We start from the raw sequence: 19749 nt of genomic DNA on the forward strand, positions 1-19749 counted from the left end.
ATGAGCGGCAAACCCCCTGCGATATTCCTCATGGGCCCGACGGCGGCCGGCAAGACCGACCTCGCCATCGAGCTGACCAAGGTCCTGCCTTGCGAGCTGATCAGCGTTGATTCGGCGCTGGTCTATCGCGGCCTGGATATTGGTTCGGCCAAGCCTTCCAAAGCGATTCTGGCGGCTTACCCGCACCGGCTTATCGATATCCGTGACCCTGCTGAAAGCTACTCGGCCGCGCAGTTTCGCGCTGATGCCCTGGAAGCGATGGCCGATATCACTGCACGGGGCAAGATTCCGCTGCTGGTCGGTGGCACCATGCTGTATTACAAGGCGCTGACCGAAGGGCTGGCAGACATGCCGGCGGCCGATGCCGCCGTGCGCGCAGAACTCGAGGCCCAGGCCGCGGCGCTGGGCCTGGCCGAGTTGCACCGGCAATTGGCCGAGGTCGACCCCGAATCGGCGGCGCGCATTCACCCCAACGACCCACAGCGGCTGATTCGGGCGCTTGAGGTCTACCGGGTGAGTGGCGAGAGCATGACAGCCCATCGCCAGCGTCAATTCGCGGAAAGTAGCGCCGCAGACGCAGGCGCTGGCGGGCATTTGCCCTATACTGTCGCGAGTTTGGCGATTGCGCCTGCGGATCGTCACATTTTGCATAAGCGAATTGCGCTACGATTTTCGCAGATGCTGGAACAGGGCTTCGTCGATGAGGTCCGATCGTTGCGAGCCAGAAGTGACTTGCACGCCGGACTGCCGTCTATACGGGCAGTGGGTTATCGACAGGTCTGGGACTACCTCGACGGCAAGCTGACTGAGAATGAGATGCGTGAACGCGGTATCATTGCCACTCGACAGCTGGCCAAGCGGCAGTTCACCTGGTTGCGTGGCTGGCCTGGCGTGCAGTGGCTTGACAGCCTGGCCTGCGACAATCTGTCCCGCACCTTGAAATACCTTGGGGCGGTCTCCATATTGAGCTGAGTCCCTGCTGATTGCCGTCTATTCTTGCGAAGGGGCGGCCTGACTTATCAATTTTTCTGATTTTTCTATTTATCCTTACAGGAGTGCGGCATATGTCAAAAGGGCATTCGCTACAAGACCCTTACTTGAACCAACTGAGAAAAGAAAAGGTCCCGGTATCGATCTATCTGGTCAACGGGATCAAGCTGCAGGGCTCGATCGAATCCTTCGACCAGTTCGTGGTGCTGCTGAAGAACACCGTCAGCCAGATGGTCTACAAGCACGCCATTTCGACCGTGGTTCCTGCCCGTCCGGTTCGCCTGCCAAGCCCGTCCGATTCCGAACACGGCGACAGCGAGCCAGGCAACGCCTGATTAGGAGCCTGCATTGTTCTTTGAGCGCCACGGTGGTGGTGAGCGAGCGTTGCTCGTTCACTTGGAAGGTCAGAACCCTGAGGCGCGCGAAGACCCGCAGGAGTTTCAGGAACTGGCACTGTCGGCCGGAGCCGACATCGTCTCGTTGGCCACGGTAGCCAGGCATCAGCCTACGGCCAAATACCTGATTGGCAGCGGCAAGGTCGAAGAGTTGCGCGACCTGGTCAAAGCCGAGCAGGTAGACCTGGTGATTTTCAATCACACCCTCACGCCCAGTCAGGAGCGCAACCTCGAGCGAGTCTTCGAGTGTCGCGTGCTTGACCGTACCGGGCTGATCCTCGATATCTTCGCCCAGCGGGCGCGTACCCATGAAGGCAAGCTGCAGGTCGAACTGGCCCAGCTCGACCACATGAGCACGCGGCTGGTGCGCGGCTGGACCCACCTTGAGCGGCAGAAGGGGGGGATTGGTCTGCGTGGCCCGGGTGAAACCCAGCTGGAAACCGACCGCCGTCTGTTGCGGGTACGTATCCGCCAGATCAAGGGGCGCCTGGAAAAGGTGCGCAGCCAGCGTGAGCAGGCCCGTCGTGGCCGCAAGCGTGCGGATATCCCGTCGGTGTCGTTGGTCGGCTATACCAACGCTGGCAAGTCCACGCTGTTCAATGCCCTGACTCAATCCGAGGTCTACGCGGCGGACCAGTTGTTCGCCACCCTCGACCCGACCTTGCGCCGGCTCGAGTTGCCCGACCTGGGGCCGATCGTGCTGGCCGATACCGTGGGTTTCATTCGCCACCTGCCGCACAAGCTGGTCGAGGCATTTCGGGCTACGCTCGAAGAATCGAGCAACTCGGACCTGCTGCTGCATGTGATCGACGCCCATGAGCCAGAGCGCATGGAGCAGATCGAGCAAGTGCTGGCCGTGTTGGGCGAGATTGGTGCCGAAAGCTTGCCGATCCTTGAGGTCTATAACAAACTCGACCTGCTCGAAGATGTCGAGCCGCAGATCCAGCGCGATGCCGATGGCAAGCCGCAGCGGGTCTGGGTGTCGGCACGAGAAGGACGTGGCCTGGAGCTGGTCGGCCAGGCGATTGCCGAGTTGCTGGGGGATGATCTGTTTGTCGGTACCCTGTGCCTTGAGCAGCGTTTTGCCCGCTTGCGCGCGCAATTCTTTGCCCTGGGTGCCGTGCAGAGTGAAGAGCATGACGAAGAAGGGCGCAGCCTGCTGAGTGTTCGCCTGCCCAGGGTCGAGTTGAATCGCCTGGTCAGTCGTGAAGGCATGGAGCCGCAAGTGTTTGTCGAGCAACACACTTTGCAATAAATGCCCGGTGAGGTCGCCGGGCAGCAGTGGCAGGCATTCTGTAGCATTGGACGGCGCGCCGTGGGCGCGTCTTTGCTTTATCAGATGGAGAGCGCTATGGCTTGGAATGAGCCGGGTGGCAACTCGAACAATCAGGATCCCTGGGGCGGCCGTCGCGGTGGCGGCGGTGGTGGCGACAAGAAGGGTCCGCCGGATCTGGACGAGGCCTTCCGCAAGCTGCAGGACAGCCTGAACGGCATGTTCGGCAGTGGCAAGAAACGTGGCGGCGGTGACCGCAATGTCGGCAAGGGTGGCGGCTACGGCCTGCTGGGCATCGGCCTGGCGGTGCTCGCTGCAATCTGGCTGTACAGCGCCGTGTACGTGGTCGATGAGCAGGAGCAGGCCGTGGTGCTGCGCTTCGGCAAGTACTATGAGACGGTCGGTCCCGGCCTGAACATCTACTTCCCGCCAATTGATCGCAAGTACATGGAGAACGTCACGCGCGAGCGTGCCTACACCAAGCAGGGGCAGATGCTCACCGAAGACGAGAACATCGTCGAGGTGCCGCTGACCGTCCAGTACAAGATCAGCAACCTGCAGGACTTCGTGCTCAACGTCGACCAGCCAGAGGTCAGCCTGCAGCATGCGACCGACAGCGCCCTGCGCCACGTGGTGGGTTCCACCTCGATGGACCAGGTGCTGACCGAAGGCCGTGAGCAGATGGCCGTGGATATCCGCGAGCGCCTGCAGCGGTTCCTTGACAACTACCGCACCGGTATCACCGTCACCCAGGTCAACGTACAGAGCGCGGCAGCCCCGCGTGAAGTGCAGGAAGCCTTCGACGACGTGATCCGCGCCCGCGAAGATGAGCAGCGTGCCCGTAACCAGGCCGAGTCCTACGCCAATGGCGTGGTGCCGGAAGCCCGCGGTCAGGCCCAGCGCATCATCGAGGACGCCAACGGTTACCGCGACGAAGTCATCGCCCGCGCCAAGGGTGAGGCTGACCGCTTCAGCAAATTGGTCGGCGAGTACCGCAAGGCACCTGAAGTGACGCGTCAGCGCCTGTACCTGGAGACGATGCAAGAGGTCTACAGCAATTCCAGCAAGGTCCTGGTCACGGCCAAGGATGGGCAGAACAACCTGCTCTACCTGCCGCTGGACAAGATGGTCGAAGGCAGCCGTAACACGGCCGCGCCAGGCGCCAGCGTCAGCCCGTCGGTCAACGATGCGGCCACGCGTGCAGCGCAAGACCTGCAACAGCAACAGCCGCCACTGCGTACAAGGGAGAGCCGCTGATGAGCAACCGATCGCTGATCGCCCTGATCGCCGCCGTGGTTCTGGCCATTGTGGCCTGGAACAGCTTCTACATCGTGTCCCAGACCGAGCGTGCAGTGCTGCTGCGCTTCGGTAAGGTGGTCCAGGCGGATGTCCAGCCGGGCCTGCATGTGAAGATTCCGTACGTGAACCAGGTGCGCAAGTTCGACGCACGCCTGATGACCCTCGACGCCCCGACCCAGCGGTTCCTGACCCTGGAGAAGAAAGCGGTGATGGTCGACGCCTACGCCAAGTGGCGCGTCAAGGATGCCGAGCGCTTCTATACCGCCACTTCCGGCATGAAGCAGATTGCCGACGAGCGTCTGTCGCGTCGTCTGGAAAGCGGCCTGCGTGACCAGTTCGGTAAACGTACCCTGCACGAGGTGGTTTCCGGTGAACGTGACGCGTTGATGGCTGACATCACCGCATCGCTGAACCGCATGGCCAGCAAGGAGCTGGGTATCGAGGTCATCGACGTTCGCGTCAAGGCCATCGACCTGCCGAAGGAAGTCAACCGCAGCGTGTTCGACCGCATGAGTACCGAGCGTGAGCGCGAAGCCCGCGAGCACCGCGCCAAAGGTAACGAATTGGCCGAAGGTATTCGCGCCGATGCCGACCGCCAGCGCCGTGTACTGCTGGCCGAAGCCTACCGCGAAGCAGAAGAAACCCGCGGTGACGGCGATGCCCAGGCGGCCGCCATCTACGCCAAGGCCTATACCCAGGACGCCGATTTCTATGCGTTCTACCGTAGCCTGCAGGCGTACCGCGAAAGCTTCTCGAGCAAGAGCGACGTGCTGGTCCTGGACGCGAAGAACGAGTTCTTCCGCTACCTGGACAAGAGCAAACAGTGATGCTCAGGCCCTGATATTCATGCAGATGGCCCCCGCCTGGCAGCTAAAACACCAGGCGGGGTGCATCCTGTATGAAAAGGGGTGTATGATGAGGCAGCCGGGAAATTTCCCGGCTTTTTTGCGTCTGCAAGGTCTATTGGCAAAGCGCCAGTTGACGGTTTGGTCAGGTCGCAAGGCAATTTGAGGGTATCGGGTACGGTGGCTGCGCTGGGATCAGTGCTGCCCGCTGCTGTGCGCGATACCGGCTTTACTGACGGCTCGCCAGCTGGCAAGCCGCCCGGACCAGAGGGGAAATGGCGTAATGGCAACGGTAGACCGCTGGCTGCTGCCAGATGGCATCGAGGAAGTACTGCCACCTGAGGCTGCGCGTATCGAGATCGCGCGCCGCCAGGTGTTGGACCTGTTCCAGAGTTGGGGCTACGAACTGGTCGTCACCCCGCATATCGAGTACCTGGAGTCGCTGCTCACCGGCGCCGGCCAGGACCTGGACCAGCGCACCTTCAAGGTGGTCGACCCGCAGTCCGGTCGCCTGATGGGCTTCCGCGCCGACTTCACCCCGCAGGTCGCGCGCATCGACGCCCACACCCTGCGCCGTGAAGGCCCGAGCCGCCTGTGCTATGCCGGCAGCGTGCTGCACGCCCAGCCGCGTGCCCTGTCCACCTCGCGCAGCCCGATTCAGCTGGGTGCCGAGCTGTACGGCGACGCCAGCCCGACCAGCGATGTCGAAGTGATCAGCCTGATGCTCGCCACGCTGCAGCTGACGGACGTTGCCGACGTGCACATGGACCTTGGCCACGTCGGAATCTACCGCGGCCTGGCCCGTGCCGCCGGCCTGTCGGGCGCGGTCGAGCAGCAGTTGTTCGACGCCCTGCAGCGTAAATCGGTTGATGAAGTGCAGGCGCTGACTGCCGATTTGCCGAAGGACCTGGGCAACATGCTGCGCGCCCTGGTCGAGCTGTGCGGTGGCCGTGAAGTGCTGGCCGAAGCCCGTGTGCGCCTGGGCCGTGCCCCGGCCAGCGTATTGGCGGCGCTCGACGACCTGCTGGCGATCGCCGATCGCCTGGCGTCGCGCTTCCCGGACCTGCCGCTGTATTTCGACCTCGGCGAGCTGCGCGGCTATCACTATCACACCGGCGTGGTGTTCGCCGTGTTCGTCCCGGGCGAAGGTCAATCGATCGCCCAGGGCGGCCGCTATGACGACATCGGTGCCGACTTCGGCCGGGCACGCCCGGCCACCGGTTTCTCCACGGATTTGAAGACCCTGGTCACACTGGGGCGAGCGGAGGTCGTATTGCCAACTGGCGGCATCTGGATGCCGGACAGTGGCGACGCGGCCCTCTGGCAGCAGGTCTGCCAGTTGCGCAACGAGGGCCAGCGTGTGGTCCAGGCTCTGCCTGGCCAGCCGTTGAGTGCTGCTCTCGAGGCGGATTGTGATCGGCAATTGATTCAGCAAGACGGGCGCTGGCAGGTTCTGCCGCTGGCCCAGTGAGTTTCTGCGTCGGCAGTAGGCCGGCAACCAAGTTTGCGTGAATGAGGACCAATGTAATGGGTAAGAATGTCGTCGTCCTGGGCACCCAGTGGGGTGATGAGGGCAAAGGCAAGATCGTCGATCTGCTGACCGAACATGCTGCCGCCGTAGTGCGCTACCAAGGTGGCCACAACGCGGGCCACACCCTGGTGATCAACGGTGAGAAGACCGTTCTGCACCTGATTCCCTCGGGCATCCTGCGTGAAGGCGTACAGTGCCTGATCGGCAACGGCGTGGTCGTTGCGCCGGACGCCCTGATGCGTGAAATCACCAAGCTGGAAGAGAAGGGCGTACCGGTGCGCGAGCGCCTGCGCATCTCCCCGGCTGCGCCGCTGATCCTGTCGTACCACGTGGCCTTGGACCAGGCGCGTGAAAAAGCCCGTGGCGAAGCCAAGATCGGCACCACCGGCCGCGGCATCGGCCCAGCCTACGAAGACAAGGTCGCTCGCCGCGGCCTGCGCGTCGGCGACCTGTTCCACCGCGAGCGTTTCGCTGCCAAGCTGGGTGAGCTGCTGGATTACCACAACTTCCAGCTGGTGAATTACTACAAAGAGCCGGCCATCGACTTCCAGCAGACCCTGGACGAGTGCATGGCCTACGCTGAACAGCTCAAGCCGATGATGCTCGACGTGACCGCCGAGCTGCACAACCTGCGTCGCGCTGGCAAGGACATCATGTTCGAAGGCGCCCAGGGTTCGCTGCTGGACATCGACCACGGTACCTACCCGTACGTCACCAGCTCCAACACCACCGCTGGCGGTATATCCACCGGTTCTGGCGTGGGCCCGATGTACCTCGACTACATTCTGGGCATCACCAAGGCCTACACCACTCGCGTGGGTTCCGGTCCGTTCCCGACCGAACTGTTCGACGAGACCGGCGCTACCCTGGCCAAGCGTGGCCACGAGTTCGGTTCGACCACCGGCCGTGCCCGCCGTTGCGGCTGGTTCGATGCCGTCATCCTGCGTCGCGCCATCGACGTCAACAGCATCTCGGGCATCTGCCTGACCAAGCTGGACGTGCTGGATGGCCTGGAAACCATCAACATCTGCGTTGGCTACAAGAACGAGAACGGTGCCGTCATCGACGCCCCGTCCGATGCCGACAGCTACATCGGCCTGGAGCCGGTGTACGAAGAGATGCCAGGCTGGAGCGAATCCACCCTGGGCGTGAAAACCCTGGAAGAGCTGCCGCAGGCTGCGCGTGACTACATCAAGCGCATCGAAGAGCTGGTAGGCGCGCCGATTGATATCATTTCGACCGGCCCGGACCGCAACGAGACCATCGTCCTGCGTCATCCGTTCGCCTGATCTGCCCTCCAGGCTGATCTGACGCCGCGGTCCTGAAAGGGGCTGCGGCGTTTTCATTTGTGGCGCGTGCTGGCGGTATTGCTAGACCTTGGCACTTATCCCTGCTGTATACGGCACAACCCTTGCTGTAAGAAGTTTCTGTAGATGCCATCAAAATAGTGGCGCCAGAAAACACGAGGGTTACACCGTGTCTGCCATCCTTTCACTGTTACGAAGCCGCCTCTTGCGGCCTGTGTTTGTTGCCCTTGGTATCGCCCTTTTGGTGCAAGTGCTGGTGGCCGTTGCGCTGACCCGCAGCACCGTGACGGCTTTGGAGGCCGACCTAGGGGAGCGTCTGGGCAAAGACAGCCGCCAGCTCGCCAGCGAGCTGGAGCAGGCCGGGCAAGATGTGCGCGGGGGCCTGGAAAGCCTCTCCAGCAGCACCCGTCAGCGCTTGAGCGCGGGCCTTTCCACGCGGCTGCAGGACGAACAGCAGCAGTTGCGTGCCACCCTGGAGAAAAACCTCAAGGACTCGGCCAACGACATGGCCGAGCTGCTGGCCTCTGTCGCCCCGCGGGCGATCTGGGACAACGATGTGCCGATGCTCTCCGACTTCGCCCGCCGCGCCCAGCGCAACCCCAACGTGCTGTTCGTGATTTATGACGATGCCCAGGGCCAGCACCTGACCCGCTACCTGAACCGGCAGAACCCGATCAACCAGGCCTTGATCGAGAAGGGCCAGGGCGAGCGGGCGCTGGATAAGGTGCTCGATGCCGCGCGTCGCGATCCATCGGTATATTTCGTCGAAGCTTCCATCAATCCCAACGGTGCCGAGATCGGCAAAGTGCTGATGGGCGTTTCCACCGCTGGCGTTGATCAGGAACTCAAGGCCCTCGACCAACGTTTCAGCGCCCTGATCGCTAGTGGCGAGCAACTGGTGGGTGATAGCCTTGGCGCGGCCGCCGCCGACAGTGGTAAAGCCCTGCGTGAGCGTCTGGAGACTGCGCAGGCCAGCGCCACCGCAATGCAAGCCAACACTGCGCAGACCGTGCGCGATGCGGCTGCGGACCTGCGTTGGCGGATTGGCCTGGGCCTGGTGGTGGTCGGCCTGGGGGTGCTGCTGGTGGTCGCCGTGGTGCTGGGGCGCCGCGTGCTCAGCAAGCTGCGCCTGCTGATCGCTGCCCTCAACGATCTGGCTGCGGGTGAAGGCGACCTGACCAAGCGCGTGACCCTCGACAGCCGCGACGAGATCGGTGACATGGCGTCGGCGGTCAACCGCTTCGTCGACAAGCTGCAGCCCATCGTCCGCGAGGCCGGTGAGGTGGCCCAGCGTACCGGCGTCGAGATTGGCACCATGGCCCAGCGCAATGCCGGTGCCGATGCGGCGGCGGCCTTGCAGCGTGACGAAGTGGCCGCCAGCCTGCGCGACCTGTCGAGCATGGCTGACGAGGCCCAGGCCGAAAGCCATGCCATGCAGGCGGCGTTGCAGCAGGTGGTGGACATTCGCCAGGCAACCGATGAGAACAGTCGATCCTCGACGCAACTGGCGAGCCTGATCGAGAACCTGGCCGGGCAGGTTGAGGCCGGCTCGCAGGTGATCGAGCGCCTGGCCAAGCAGAGCGAGCAGATCGAAGTGGTGCTGACCGTCATCCATGGCATTGCCGAACAGACCAACCTGCTGGCCCTCAACGCCGCAATCGAAGCTGCTCGCGCTGGCGAGACGGGTCGCGGCTTTGCCGTGGTGGCCGATGAGGTGCGGGCGCTGGCAAGCAAGACCCAAAGCTCTACCGGCGACATCCAGGCGCACATTGCCGCGCTGCAGAAAGGTGCCAAGGAAGCGGTGGCGACCATCAGCCAGGCCGGGCTCAAGGCCAGTGAAGGGCTGTTGGTACTGCGCGATAACGAGCGCCGCCAGCAGTCGGTGCAGGCGGCAGTGGAGCAGGTGCACGCGGCCATCGGCCTGGCCACCCGTGCCGCCGAACAGCAGGCCCATGGTGCCCAGGCGGTGCGCGGCCGGGTGGAAAACATCCATGCCCAGGCCGAGCGTTCGGCCGAAGTGGTCATGCAGACCACGGCCAGCAGCAAGGTGCTGGACGACCTGGCGGCCCAATTGCGTGCCAGCCTGGGCCAGTTCCGCGCCTGATGGCCAACGGATGACTAACGCGCGTGGTGTATGATTCGTCCAGTAGATAGCTTATTGACATCGCTCAATCCGGATGTCGGCGAAATACAATAGACTCGCGCGCCACGCGAGCGGCACGTTGGCATGGATATGCTCGCGACTCAGGGAGAGACCGGTTATGCAATGGATGGGGGATGTGCTGTCTGCGGTTTTCGAAGCGGACGACGCGCGGGCGCTACTGGACAAGATTCAGATGGCCACGCGTACCTTGGGTTTCGATTATTGCGCCTATGGCCTGAAGGCGCCGCTTCCTGTCACCAACCCGCGGGTGACGTTGCTGAGCACCTACAGCCGCGCCTGGTGTGAACATTATCGGCGTTCGGATTACCTGCAGTCGGACCCGACCGTACGGCATTGCCAGCAGTCCACGACCCCTGTGGTCTGGGGGGACCGGATCTTTCACGATGCGCCACAGCTGTGGGACGACGCCCGGCAGATCGGCCTGCGCTACGGTTGGGCGCAATCCTGCCTGGATGGACGCAATGCCGGCGGCATGCTCACCCTGGCCCGCTCAGCCGAAGCGATAGGGGAGCGAGAGCTGCGCAGCAGCGAGATGAAGATGCGCTGGCTTGCCAATGTCGCTCATCAAGGCTTTTCCCGCTTGTTGTCCCCCAGCTGGCAACCCAATCCGTCCTCGCCGTTGACCTGCCGCGAGATCGAGGTCCTGCGCTGGGCGGCAGATGGCAAGACGCTGAGCGAGGTCGCGGATATCCTTTGCCTATCGGTGGAAACGGTGAAGTTCCACACCCGCAATGCCGCGGTGAAACTCGGGGCTGCCAACCGCACCGCGGCGGTCGCCAGGGCTGCTTTGCTGGGTTTGCTGGGCTGACAGCTGGGCGACCTGCCAAATAGTGGAGTTTTCTGCCGCCTGCGCATGAAGTCGAATACGCGTCCTTTCCCACTGGCATGAGGGCGCGACATTGGAGATCGTCATCGGTACACGGCAGCAACTGGGTGCTGCAAGGCTGGCGCAGATGGACAGTTACCGCTACCGCGTCTTCGTCGAAGCGCTGGGCTGGGACCTGCCCTGCGAGCCACACTGCGAACGCGATCAGTTCGACCACGAGCACACGCTTTACGTGCTGGCCTGCAATGGCCGGGGCGAGATCATCGGCACTGCGCGGCTGTTGCCGACCCACCGGCCCTATTTGCTGAAGGAGGTCTTCCCGCAGTTGATGGCGGGCCAGGCGCTACCGCAGAGCGCCGAGATCTGGGAGCTTTCCCGTTTTGCGGCTGTCGACCTTGCCGGCGATGGCCAGCGGGTGGCAGGCCAGTTCTCCTCCAGGATTGCCGTGCAGCTCATGGAGGCCGTGTTGCGTTGTGCTGCCGAGCAGGGGGCGCGGCAGCTGATTACCGTGTCGCCGCTCGGCATCGAGCGGCTGTTGCGACGGGCCGGCTACTGTGCGCGCCGTGCGGCGGCGCCGTTGCGTGTAGGCAGTCACTGGTTGTTCGCCTGCTGGATCGACCTGGCGACTCAGGACTACACAATAGGTGAGGTTACAAAGGGCCAGGGCTGTCGTTCAATGCACCGCGCTGCCTGACTCTGCCAATACGCGACAACCTCACAAGGATTTTGAACATGGACAATATTCTGGTCGTCATCGGTCACCCGGACCTCAGCACTTCTCGCGCCAATGCGGCCATTGTCGAGGCTCTGCGCGACAGGGCGGTGACCTTGCATCCGCTAAGCGCAGCCCTGGGCAGTGACGGCTTCGACATCGCCGCCGAGCAGAAACTGCTGTGCGCACACGAACGTATCGTGTTGCTGTTCCCGCTTTACTGGTATTCCTGCCCTGCATTGATGAAACGCTGGATCGACGAAGTGTTCACCCCAGGTTTCGCCTACGCTCGCGGCGGCGACAAGCTGCAGGACAAGGAATTCATGGTCGTGACCAGCGTCGGCGCGCCGGCCTCCGGTTACCGCGCGGGTGGTTTCAACCGGTTCACCCTGGATGAACTGCTGCGCCCGTTCCAGCAGACGGTAGCCTACGTCAAAGGGCGCTACCTGCCGCCGATCCCGCTGTACGAGTCGGTGTTCATCGCCGACGAGGCGCTGGACCTGGCTGCTCGCGAGATCGCCGACCAGATCACCAGCAACCAGGAATCGCCCGACGAGGCATACGAAAAATTGCTTCTCAAGGCCGAGCTGGCAGCCATTGCGCTGCTTCAGCAATGACGCCTGGCCGTGCCGTGCCTGAGCTTGCGGCTGCGCTCCCCGAGCAGGTGCGGCTGGTCGCTCCTGCCAGCCGTCTGGACTTCCTGCACAGCGCTGCCGTACAGCTGGCCTCGCCGGTGCAAGCGCTGGAGGCCTATTGCGCGATGACAGCGGACATTCCGCAATGGCTGGGCGCAGCCTTCCGGGTTCGCGATTTCATCTCACGCCGCTTCGGCGTTGCCGATATCCAGGGTTTCTCGCCACGCAGCCCTGAGCAGGTTCCGCGCATTGGCGAGCGCCTGGACTTTTTCACCGTGGAAGCGATCAGCGACCGCCAGCTGGTGCTGGCCTCGCGAGATACCCACCTGGCCGTGATGGTGAGCATGGACCTGGAGCCGGTTGACCAGGGCGTGCAGCGGCTGAGCGTGACTACCTCGGTGCAGTGCTTCAACGCCTTTGGGCGCTTGTACATGCTGCCGGTCGGCCCGGCCCATGGGCCTATCGTCAAGCGCATGCTGCGCAACGCGGTGGTGGCTTTTCCCGTCTAACCCTTTTAGGTGATCAACATGGATCGTCAATTACCGTTGACTCCGCAGGTGCTGCACAAGGGCACGGCGGAGGATGTATTGCTGTCTGGCTTTCAGGATATTTTGCCTGCCCGCCTCACACCGAGCGAAATGGGCCTGTTGCAAGGTGAGCTGGACGGCATCGGCCTGGCCGCGCTGGATCATGCCTACCGCCAGGATGCGTCGGGCGATTGGCTGCTCGCCAGCCTGCCGGTTGTGATCTGCGAGGCCGATTTCGCCGCGCTGGGCGGTTTCGAAATGAATGTGCAAGGTTTCTATGAGTGGCGTGACACTGCCTACCACCTTGCCGCGCCTTGGTTGCCGCGCCAGGTGGAATGCTACCTGCAACGGCACTTCGGCCTGCCAGCCGTGGACCCGGCCCAGGTGGCGCTACTGGCCGACCGGTTGCATGCCTTGCCCGGTTGGACGCGAGCCAACCTGTCGTCCTACGCGGTGATGAACGACACCAATAATTACTTTTTTTATAACAAGCCCCACGAGCATGTGCCGGGGCTGATGCTCATCGAAGTCGCCCGCCAGGCCATGTATCACTATTTTTACAGCCACTCTGGCTATCGGCGCGGCGATATTTCAATCTCGATCGAAGACCTCTCGGTCTCGTTCAACAGTTACACCGAGTCGACCTACGCCGTCGAGGTGGTGGTGCAACATAGCGCCGGGCAGAAGCGGCACCAGCCGCGTACCGTCGACAAGACGGCGATGTTCTACCAGAACGGCAACCTGGTCACTACGCTGCGGCTGCGCGGTAGCGCCATGAAGATGCCGCTTTTCAAGCGCATGCGCACGGTCAACTTTCCTGAGCATCACTGGTTTGCACCGTCAGACCGGGTGCTGCCACAGGTGTTGCTGTTCCTCAGCGACGGGACCAGCCGGGAGGGCCGACTGGCGCATCTGTCGCTGCGCGGCGTGCGTTTCAGTGCAGCGGCCCAGGGTAGTGACGCGACGGTGCAGCAGTTGTCGATCTACGTCAGGGACACCGGGTTTCTCAGCTTCCCTGTCGAAGTCTGCCAGGCTTCGCGGCAAGAGGGAGTGCAGCTGGCGGTATTCGCCAAGCTCGATCGCGCCACCCTGTCGACGCTCAAGGAGATCATCAAGTGCCACTGCTTCCACGAACCGCTGCTCGAGTATGCAGCGGCCGGGGCGAGCAATGACGGCCAGGTCATCCCCCAAAGCCGGCAGAGTGGTTAAGCGCATGGCCTCCGCTTACCCGCTGACACGCAAGCCCATCGACCTGGGCCGGCACCTGCAGCTGAAAAACCGCGTGTACTTCGCGCCGATGGGGATCGACCTTGGGCGAGAGGGTTGCCTGACCGATGAAATGTTCGGCTTCTACCGTGGCATCGTCGATGGCGGGTGCGCCATGGTGGTGCTGGCCAACTCGGCGGTCGATGCCTCCACGCGTTTGCATGCGGGCGGATTATGCCTGTATGACAACCGACACGCCGAGGCCCTGGAGCCGCTGATCGATTACGGCCGGCAACAGGCCTGCCCGGTGGTTGTTCAGTTGCAGCACTACGGCGCGCAGGGCGATCGCGCCCGCAGCGGCGGCGTGCTGCTGGCGCCGAGCCGCCTTGCGCCTGGCCGCAGCCGCCCCGGTATTCGCGTAGCGACCCATGAGGACATACGCGCGGTCTGCAGGCAGTTCGCCCATGCTGCGCAGCTGGCCCGCCGGGCCGGTGCGCGGGCGGTGCAGTTGCAGGCTTCGAACGGGTATCTGCTGAGCAGTTTCCTCTCGCCGTACAGCAACCGCCGCACCGACCGCTATGGAGGGTCACCCTTGCGCCGTGCGCGCTTGCTTCTGGAGGTGATCGAGGCGGTTGCCGAGGCGACCCAGGGCGAAGTCGACATCTCGGTTCGTCTTGGCATCGATGATTGCCTGGGCGAAAAGGGGCAGCAGCCAGCCCTGCTCGAACAGGTCGTGCCGGCCTTGCAAAGGGCGGGTGTCAGCGCGCTGATGTGCTCCGCAGCGATCCGGGAAACCTTCCACTACATGCTCAAGGCCGACCCCAGAGTTCACGCCTTGCTGGTCCACGGCGTGCGGCACATACGCGAGCTCACCTCGTTGCCGGTGGGCTTCGCCGGGTTCACCGGATCGCTCGCGCAGGCCGAGGCCTTGCTCGAGCTGGGTGTCGCCGATCTGGTTGGCATGAGCCGGGCGCTGTTTGCCGACAACGACCTGGTCAACAAGTCACTGGCCGGCAAGCCGGGCAGCGTCAACGCCTGCCGCTTCGATGGCAACTGTTTCCGCGACAAGAGCAACCCGCAGCTGGACCGTGTGTATTGCTGCGTGAACGAGAAGTACAAGCGACCCGCATCGGTTCGATATGACTAAGGAGAGTGCAATGCTGTTCGAGGGAAAGATCATCGCTGTAACAGGAGGGACGAACGGCATCGGCCTGGTCGTGGCTCAACGGCTGGTGAGCGAGGGCGCCCGTGTGGTGGTGCTGGGGCGCAGTCTGGAAAAGGGCCGGGCGGCACTGCAACTGCTGGGCGAGCGGGCCGCGTTCATTGCCTGTGACGTGGCTGATGCAGCCACCGTGCGAGACGCGTTCGGCGACATCGAGGTGCGCTTCGGCGGGCTGGATCACGCTGTCAACGCAGCAGGTGTTACCGCGCCCTATGCGGCTGTGGCCGACCTGCAGGTGGAGGACTGGGACCGGGTGATGCGGATCAACCTGCACGGACCGCTTTATTGCTTGCAGCAGCAGCTGCGCCTGGTAGCCAGGCAGGCGGGGGGTGCCATCGTCAATGTTTCATCCTGCGCTGGCGTGATGGCCATGCCCAATCAGGCCGCCTACGTCGCCAGCAAGACCGCGTTGAACGCCCTGACGCAGGTCGCAGCGATGGAAAATGCCAGGGATCGTGACGGCCGTCATGCAGTGCGTATCAACGCCGTGGCGCCTGGGCCGATTCTCGGTGGCATGAATTCGCCCGAGCGGCTGGCGGCCAGCCCTGCCAATACCCAGCGCAAAATAAATGCCACGGCCATGAAACGCTTCGGCCAAGCCGACGAAGTCGCTGATGCGGTGTTGTTCCTGCTGGGCGCGAACGCTTCGTATATCACCGGCAGTGTGCTGAGTGTCGATGGTGGTTATCACATCGGCAAGTTCGAATGAGGCTGGCATGAATCACGTATTCATCAGTGGGGTCAGCACGGGTATCGGTCACGCGCTGGCGGCCTTGCACCTGGAGCGCGGCGATGAGGTGTGGGGTGTTTCGCGCCATGCGCCCGTGGACCTGATGCACAAGGCCGGTTTTCATTACCGGGCACTGGACCTTTGCGCGCCTTCGGGATCGGAGGCCGCCCTGCAGGTATTTCTCGGCGAAACCTGTTTTGACACCGTGTACCTCAACGCCGGGACCTTTGGTGCCGCGCCGGAATTGGCCTGCAACACCCCGGTGGAGGCCTTCCGCGCGGTCATGGAGCTGAACGTAGTGGCAGTCAAGTGGATGCTTGACCTGCTGTTGACGCGCACGACGCAGCCACGCCAGGTGGTGTTCTCGGCATCGGTGTCGGGCATCCGACAGCGTGCCGGGATGCTTTCCTACAGTGTGTCAAAAGCGGCGCTCAATGCGCTGGCCAAGGTCTACCACCTGGAAAATCCTCAGGTGTTCTTCGCCGTCCTCGGCCTCTGCAATGTCGATACCCGGGTCGCCCACACCATCCTGGAGGCGGATGAGCGCTTCCCCGAACTGGTCGCCCTGCGCGAGCGTGCTGCACAGCCTGGCTACGTTGTCAGCGCCCAGGCCCGCGCACGGCATATCCTCGCCTTGCTTGCCCAGCGCCACGCGCTGGCGCTGCAGTCGGGGCAATTCTACGAAGTCAGGCAGCTTCTCGAGCAGTTACACATGGAGGTTTGAACAGCATGAACCCGTCTCGTTACGCAAATATCGTCCGTGTCGGTGCGGCATACGACATCCTCGCCACCTTGCCATTCGCCATTCCATTGGTTGCGGGGTGGTGCCTGCGGGCCTTCGCCGACCTTGATGCCTGGCTGGGTCTGGGTACCGCGTTCGCCACGCTGGATGCCACTTCGCTGTTCTTCATCAACCTGGGGGCCTTGGCGTATGTGGCGTGGGGCGTTGCCCGCTGGCGCCAGCCGACGGCCAGCAATGGCCAGTTGAACGCGGGCTTGCGCCTGTTGGTGATCGGGCTGCAGCTGTTCGCCCTGAGCCAGGGTGCCACACCGATCCTCTGGGGGCTGGCGGCGGTGCTGTTGCTGCTGGCCGTGCTTGAGCTGCGTGCCCCGTCAGGCGCCGCGGGTGGGGCAGGTGAGCGCACAGTGTTCTCGCGCCAGGCCGGTGACCTGCGCCCCGGCAGGCGCGCAGGTCATGCCTTGTTCAGGTACATCCGCGTGGTCAATAGGTACACCGGCAACCCCGACACCACGATCAGCAGCGCCGCATAAGGCGCCGCTGCCGCGAACTCGACGTTGGCGGTATGCGCCCAGACTTCAGTAGCCAGCGTGGTCATGCCGGTCGGGCTGAGCAGCAGGGTCGCGGTGAGTTCCTTCATGGCGTCGAGGAACACCAGGGCGAAGGCTGCCGCCAAGGCCGGGAAGATGATCGGCAAGGTCACCCGGCAGAACGCCGCAAAGCTGCTGGCGCCCAAGGTGCGGGCTGCTTCCTCGAGGGTTGGCGACGCCTTGTTCAGTGCCGTGCGCACCGGCGCCTGGGCCAGTGGCAGGAACAGCAGCGCGTAGGCCAGCAGCAACAGCGCGGTGGTCTGGTACAGCGCCGGCACGTAATGCAGCGAGAACACCACCAGGGTCAGCGCGATCACCAGGCCGGGCAAGGCGTGCAGCAGGTACGGCAGGCGTTCGGCCCACAATGCCAGGCGCCCTTTGTAGCGCACCACCAGGAAGCTCACCGGGAGCGCCAGCAGCACGCAGAAGCCTGCACCACCCAGCGACACCGACAGCGAAGTCAGCAGCGCTTTGCTGATCGCCGCCACCGGGAAGGCGGCCGACGAACCCACGCTCAGCCAGTAACCCAGCATGGCCAGGGGAATGCCGCTGCCGAGAATCGCCAGGCCCAGGCAGAACAGTTGCGCCACCGGCATCCAGCCGCGCAGCCGCACCGGTTGCCCGCGACGCGCCACGCCCTGGCCGATGCGCACATGACGGGCCTTGCCGCGCACGCGCAGTTCCAGCCACAACATCAGCAGGCACAGCGCGAGCAGCACGGCCGAAAGCATGGCCGCGTTGGCGTTGCTGAATTCCAGCTCGAATTGCTGGTAGATCGCCGTGGTGAAGGTCTGCAGACCAAGGATCGACAAGGCGCCGAACTCGACCAGCATGTGCAATGCAATCAGCAGTGCGCCGCCGAGCATCGACGGCCACAGCAGCGGCAGGGTGATCTTGCGGAACACGCCCCAGCGGCTGTAGCCCAAGGTGCGTGCCGACTCTTCAAGCGACGTGTCGAGGTTGCGCAGGGTTGCCGCCACCGGCAGGAACACCAGCGGGTACTTGGACAGTGCCATGACCAGAATCGCACCGCCCAAGCCTTCGAAGTCCGAGCTCAGCGATACCCAGGTGAAGCTGCTGACGAACGACGGCACCGCAAACGGCAGGCACAGCACCACGCCCCACAGCCGGCGGCCTGGCAGGTTGCTGCGCTCCAGTAGCCAAGCCAGGGCCAGGCCAACCACCATGCACGCCAGCGTCACTCCGGCCATCAGCATCAGGGTGTTGCGCATCAGCCCCCAGACGAATGGGCGCCAGAGCAGATGCAGGGCCTCGCGCCAGCCGGCCTCCCAGGCTTTCATGGCGACGTACAGCAGTGGCAGCAAGCTCATCGCCACCAGGAACAGCACAGGCAGCAGCACCCAGATCGAGGGGCGCTTGCGGCGCGGCACGTAACGTACCGGCACCGGCTCGGACAGGGCGGCAGTCATCAGAGCAGACCGACCTCGCGTTCAAGCTCGATCGCTTCTTCGGCATTGCCCAGGTCGGCTGGCGAGATTTTCGGCGGGCGCAGGTCCTCGAACGGCTTCAGGCCACGGTCGGAGACCATGCCCTTGTGCAGCGGGTACTCGGCGGTAGTCTGGGTGATCACGCGCTGGCCTTCTTCACTGGCCATCCAGTTGAGCAAGGCCTGGGCTTCCTTCGGATGCTTGCTGGCCTTGACCGCAGCTGCGCCGGAGATGGTCACCAGGTTGCCGGCGTCGCCGTCGGCCAGGTAGTACAGCTTGGAGTCGAGCTTGCCGCGCTCGCGCTCCAAGGCATACCAGTAGTAGTTGTTGACCAGTACGGCGGCGACTTCGCCTTTTTCCACGGCCTTGAGGGCGACCATGTTGTTGGTGTAGGTCTTGCCGAAGGCTTTCAGGCCAGTCAGCCATTCTTCGGTGGCTTCACGCCCGTGCATCTTCAGGATGGCTACAGCCTGCTCCTGGAATGCGCCACTGGTGGGCACGTAGCCGACGCGGCCTTCCCACTCAGGGCCGGCGAAGTCCATCACGGTGGTCGGCAGGTCTTTCTCGTCGACTTTCTTCGGGTTGTACACCACCACGCGGGTGCGGGCGGTCACGCCCATCCAGGTGCCGTTGGCGCCCACGTATTCCTTGGGCAGCATGTTCAGCGTGGCGTCGTCGATCTTCGCCAGCAGGCCCAGTTCGCCCAGGTTGTTCAGTGGCGGGGACTCTTCGGTATAGATGATGTCGGCCGGCGAGCGGTCGCCTTCTTCGATGATCTGGCTGGCCAGCTGGTTGCTGCTGCCCTTGCGGATATTGATATGGATACCGGTCTTGGCCTCATAGGCCTTGGCGATGGCTTCGCCGATTTCCTTGTGCTGGCCGTTGTACATGGTCAGCGTGACCGGTTCATCTGCCAGGGCGGCCGGAGCGCCGATCACCAGGCTCAGAACTGCGGCAGCCAGTGTACGCATCAGCGGTTGCGGGCGGATCGTCATGCGGGTACTTCCTCGCTTACGGCTACATATTCGGAAACAATGGTAAACGAAATCGTTTCTCAAGTGGCCGGGTGACGAGAAATTCATGGGCGGATCGCCTCGGGCCTTTTTGCGCCTGTGAGATCGAGCGCCGCCCGCGCGGCGCATCGCGGATAAATCCGCTCCTACATTTGTTGCAACGTGCCGAACCTGTTACGCCATGGTCGCCTGCCTTGGTGCATGTCTTGAGTCTTGCAAATCGCTGACAACCATGGCCTCACAGGCATGGCCACGTTGCAACAACTGTAGGAGCGGATTCATCCGCGATGCGCCGCG

19 protein-coding genes and 1 pseudogene are annotated in these 19749 nt (G+C 63.4%); 18 read left to right on the forward strand and 2 right to left on the reverse strand.

Features of this window, described 5'->3' with window-relative positions; all coding sequences use genetic code 11:
- The 18 genes and pseudogenes from miaA to ACQKPS_RS11855 all read left to right on the forward strand — a co-directional run bounded on the left by miaA (position 1) and on the right by ACQKPS_RS11855 (position 16934).
- Entirely contained in the window at positions 1-972 is a 972-nt protein-coding gene (gene miaA, locus ACQKPS_RS11770; RefSeq protein WP_254482893.1) for a tRNA (adenosine(37)-N6)-dimethylallyltransferase MiaA, read from the forward strand.
- Between the two features lie 92 nt (positions 973-1064).
- A complete protein-coding gene (gene hfq / locus ACQKPS_RS11775) occupies positions 1065-1325 on the forward strand; it encodes an RNA chaperone Hfq (protein WP_027920748.1) in 261 nt (86 codons plus the stop codon).
- A 13-nt stretch (positions 1326-1338) separates the two neighbouring features.
- Positions 1339-2640 carry a ribosome rescue GTPase HflX gene (gene hflX / locus ACQKPS_RS11780; RefSeq protein ID WP_254482895.1) on the forward strand — a complete coding sequence of 434 codons (1302 nt, stop codon included), beginning with the start codon at positions 1339-1341 and terminating at the stop codon, positions 2638-2640.
- Positions 2641-2736: 96 nt separating this feature from the next.
- Positions 2737-3915 (forward strand): FtsH protease activity modulator HflK, encoded by a 1179-nt coding sequence (hflK, locus tag ACQKPS_RS11785; RefSeq protein WP_254482897.1) that lies wholly within the window; start codon positions 2737-2739, stop codon positions 3913-3915.
- Positions 3915-4784, forward strand: a complete 870-nt coding sequence (gene hflC, locus ACQKPS_RS11790) for a protease modulator HflC (protein WP_254482899.1) — start codon at positions 3915-3917, stop codon at positions 4782-4784. The genes hflK and hflC overlap by 1 nt, the downstream gene beginning before the upstream one ends.
- 301 nt (positions 4785-5085) lie before the next feature.
- Positions 5086-6273, forward strand: coding sequence for an ATP phosphoribosyltransferase regulatory subunit (locus ACQKPS_RS11795; RefSeq protein ID WP_283724846.1), 1188 nt, complete (start codon positions 5086-5088; stop codon positions 6271-6273).
- Between the two features lie 56 nt (positions 6274-6329).
- Positions 6330-7622 (forward strand): adenylosuccinate synthase, encoded by a 1293-nt coding sequence (locus ACQKPS_RS11800; protein WP_003249542.1) that lies wholly within the window; start codon positions 6330-6332, stop codon positions 7620-7622.
- 1003 nt (positions 7623-8625) lie between these two features.
- Positions 8626-8838 (forward strand): annotated as a pseudogene (locus ACQKPS_RS11805) (methyl-accepting chemotaxis protein); the annotation flags it as partial.
- 201 nt (positions 8839-9039) lie between these two features.
- The gene (locus ACQKPS_RS11810; protein ID WP_427604265.1) at positions 9040-9744 is read left to right on the forward strand and encodes a methyl-accepting chemotaxis protein; all 705 of its coding nucleotides are present in this window, start codon (positions 9040-9042) and stop codon (positions 9742-9744) included.
- Positions 9745-9901: 157 nt separating this feature from the next.
- Positions 9902-10612 (forward strand): autoinducer binding domain-containing protein, encoded by a 711-nt coding sequence (locus tag ACQKPS_RS11815; protein WP_254482903.1) that lies wholly within the window; start codon positions 9902-9904, stop codon positions 10610-10612.
- A gap of 91 nt (positions 10613-10703) precedes the next feature.
- Positions 10704-11324: an acyl-homoserine-lactone synthase gene (locus ACQKPS_RS11820; protein WP_254482904.1), complete on the forward strand. Its 621-nt coding sequence runs from the start codon at positions 10704-10706 to the stop codon at positions 11322-11324.
- Positions 11325-11362: 38 nt separating this feature from the next.
- Positions 11363-11959 (forward strand): NAD(P)H-dependent oxidoreductase, encoded by a 597-nt coding sequence (locus ACQKPS_RS11825; RefSeq protein ID WP_254482905.1) that lies wholly within the window; start codon positions 11363-11365, stop codon positions 11957-11959.
- Complete coding sequence (locus ACQKPS_RS11830; protein WP_427604145.1) at positions 11956-12486, forward strand: DUF2867 domain-containing protein; 531 nt, start codon at positions 11956-11958, stop codon at positions 12484-12486. Before ACQKPS_RS11825 ends, ACQKPS_RS11830 begins: the two co-directional genes overlap by 4 nt.
- 18 nt (positions 12487-12504) lie before the next feature.
- Positions 12505-13713 carry an AfsA-related hotdog domain-containing protein gene (locus ACQKPS_RS11835; RefSeq protein WP_254482907.1) on the forward strand — a complete coding sequence of 403 codons (1209 nt, stop codon included), beginning with the start codon at positions 12505-12507 and terminating at the stop codon, positions 13711-13713.
- A gap of 4 nt (positions 13714-13717) precedes the next feature.
- On the forward strand, positions 13718-14857 hold the full coding sequence (locus ACQKPS_RS11840) for an NADH:flavin oxidoreductase (RefSeq protein WP_254482908.1): 1140 nt from the start codon (positions 13718-13720) through the stop codon (positions 14855-14857).
- A gap of 10 nt (positions 14858-14867) precedes the next feature.
- Positions 14868-15641, forward strand: coding sequence for an SDR family NAD(P)-dependent oxidoreductase (locus tag ACQKPS_RS11845; RefSeq protein WP_254482910.1), 774 nt, complete (start codon positions 14868-14870; stop codon positions 15639-15641).
- A 7-nt stretch (positions 15642-15648) separates the two neighbouring features.
- Complete coding sequence (locus ACQKPS_RS11850) at positions 15649-16386, forward strand: SDR family NAD(P)-dependent oxidoreductase (RefSeq protein ID WP_254482911.1); 738 nt, start codon at positions 15649-15651, stop codon at positions 16384-16386.
- A gap of 5 nt (positions 16387-16391) precedes the next feature.
- Positions 16392-16934 (forward strand): hypothetical protein, encoded by a 543-nt coding sequence (locus ACQKPS_RS11855; RefSeq protein ID WP_427604148.1) that lies wholly within the window; start codon positions 16392-16394, stop codon positions 16932-16934.
- Here ACQKPS_RS11855 and ACQKPS_RS11860 read toward each other — a convergent pair.
- Positions 16856-18421 (reverse strand): ABC transporter permease, encoded by a 1566-nt coding sequence (locus ACQKPS_RS11860; RefSeq protein ID WP_254482913.1) that lies wholly within the window; start codon positions 18419-18421, stop codon positions 16856-16858. The genes ACQKPS_RS11855 and ACQKPS_RS11860 overlap by 79 nt on opposite strands.
- Positions 18421-19434: an extracellular solute-binding protein gene (locus ACQKPS_RS11865; RefSeq protein WP_099814351.1), complete on the reverse strand. Its 1014-nt coding sequence runs from the start codon at positions 19432-19434 to the stop codon at positions 18421-18423. Before ACQKPS_RS11865 ends, ACQKPS_RS11860 begins: the two co-directional genes overlap by 1 nt.
- Between the last annotated feature and the right edge of the window lie 315 nt (positions 19435-19749).

The sequence above is a fragment of the Pseudomonas sp. NPDC086566 genome (assembly GCF_050280885.1).
In the GTDB taxonomy this organism is placed as follows: domain Bacteria; phylum Pseudomonadota; class Gammaproteobacteria; order Pseudomonadales; family Pseudomonadaceae; genus Aquipseudomonas; species Aquipseudomonas vlassakiae.